The organism is Rhodococcus sp. NPDC059234 (assembly GCF_042754225.1).
GTDB lineage: Bacteria > Actinomycetota > Actinomycetes > Mycobacteriales > Mycobacteriaceae > Rhodococcus_G.
Map to the genome: position 1 here is coordinate 1 of NZ_JBHZAH010000219.1, position 1,695 is coordinate 1,695.

General features: G+C 72.1%; 1 protein-coding gene. It reads left to right on the forward strand.

Going from position 1 to position 1,695, the window contains the following annotated elements; genetic code table 11:
* Nucleotides 1-44: 44 nt before the first annotated feature.
* Nucleotides 45-1,685 carry an amidohydrolase gene (locus ACFXGJ_RS24365; RefSeq protein ID WP_378625845.1) on the forward strand — a complete coding sequence of 547 codons (1,641 nt, stop codon included), beginning with the start codon at nucleotides 45-47 and terminating at the stop codon, nucleotides 1,683-1,685.
* Nucleotides 1,686-1,695 lie beyond the last annotated feature (10 nt).

Below are 1,695 nucleotides of genomic sequence, written 5' to 3' on the forward strand. Positions count from 1 at the left end.
CGCGGTTCCCGGGGTTTCCCGCGTTCCCCTGCCAGAATCGGGCGATGCAGAGCCCTCCGTCCGGCCACCCGTCCGCCCGCGCCGACCTGGTGCTCTTCGGCGACATCGTCACCATGCACGAGGCGCTCCCCCGGGCCGACGCGCTGGCCGTCCGCGACGGCCGGATCGTCGCCGTGGGCGACCGGTCGAGCGTCGAGCCGCTGGTCGGTGCGGGCACCAGGACCGTCGACCTCGGGGACGCGTGCGTCCTGCCTGGGTTCATCGAGCCCCACGGGCATCCGCTCGAGGAGGCCGTCGTCCTCGGCCCGGCCATCGTCGACATTCGGCCGGTCACCGTGTCCGACGCCGACGCGGTGGTGCGCACGGTGCACGAAACGGTGGCGGCGAGGGGCGAGGCCGGCGCAACCCTGAACGGCTGGGACCCGTTACTGCAGAAGGGACTTCCCATCCCGACGCTCGACTGGCTGGACTCCGTCGCCCCGCGGCATCCGCTGGTGATCCTGCACAACTCCGGCCATGTCGCGTACTTCAATTCGGCGGCCGCGACCCGGGCCGGCATCACCCGCGACACCCCCGAACCGGTGGGCGGCTCCTACGGCCGGAACGGAACGGGCGACCTGGACGGCTCCGCGTACGAGGTGCCCGCGGTGTTCGCGGTCGCGGGTGCGGCGCTCACTCCCGGAGACAACCTGGCCGAGTTGCTGTCCGCGGAGTGCGCGCGGCTGAACGCGGCGGGCATCACCACGATCGCGGAGATGTCGTTCGACCCGCGGCTGCGGCCCGCGCTCGCGGCAGTCGCGGCGTCCGGCGCGCTGACCACCCGGCTACGCCTCTACGAGATGTCAACGGCGGCCCTGACCAGCGAGGCCTCGCCCGGCGACGGCGACGACCTGGTCCGCCAGGTCGGGATCAAGGTGTGGTCGGACGGCTCGCCGTGGGTGGGCAACATCGCGACGAGATTCCCCTATCTCGACACCGAGGCCACCCGCGGACTCGGCATCGCCTGCAGTCACGGCCACGCCAACTACACCGGCGAGCAGATCCACGACATCACGTCCGCGTACTTCGGGAAGGGCTGGCAGCTCGCGTGCCACGCGCACGGCGACGAGGCGATCACCATGGTGCTCGACGCCTGGGAGCGGGTCCTGCACGAGCAACCGCGTCCTGACCACCGACTGCGACTCGAACACGTCGGCGCGATGCGGCCGGACCAGTTCCGGCGGGCGGCTGAACTGGGCGTGACGGTGAGCATCTTCGTCGATCACCTGCACTACTGGGGCGACGTACTGGTCGACGACCTGTTCGGTCCCGAGCACGGCGGAGCCTGGGCCGCTGCGGGCTCTGCCCTGGCCGCCGGACAGCGGTTCTCGTTCCACAACGACGGACCGGTCACCCCGGCGAACCCGTTGCGCAACATCGCCGACGCGGTCACCCGGCGCACCCCGTCGGGCCGGGTCGCCGCACCGGACGAACGGATTCCGGTCGCGGCGGCGCTGCGAGCACAGACCGTCGACGCGGCCTGGCAGCTCTTCGACGAGGACAGCATCGGGTCGCTGTTCCCCGGCGCGTACGCGGACCTGGTGGTGCTGTCCGGCAATCCCCTCGACACCGCCCCGGCCGCCCTGACCGGGCTCGAGATCCGGGCGACCGTCCTCGAGGGTCGGACGGTCTACGGCGCCCTGTAGCGGCTGGACG

Coding starts and splice junctions, on each gene's coding strand:
- ACFXGJ_RS24365 (WP_378625845.1), top strand. CDS start 45: ATGCAGAGCCCTCCGTCCGGCCACCCGTCCGCCCGCGCCGACCTGGTG.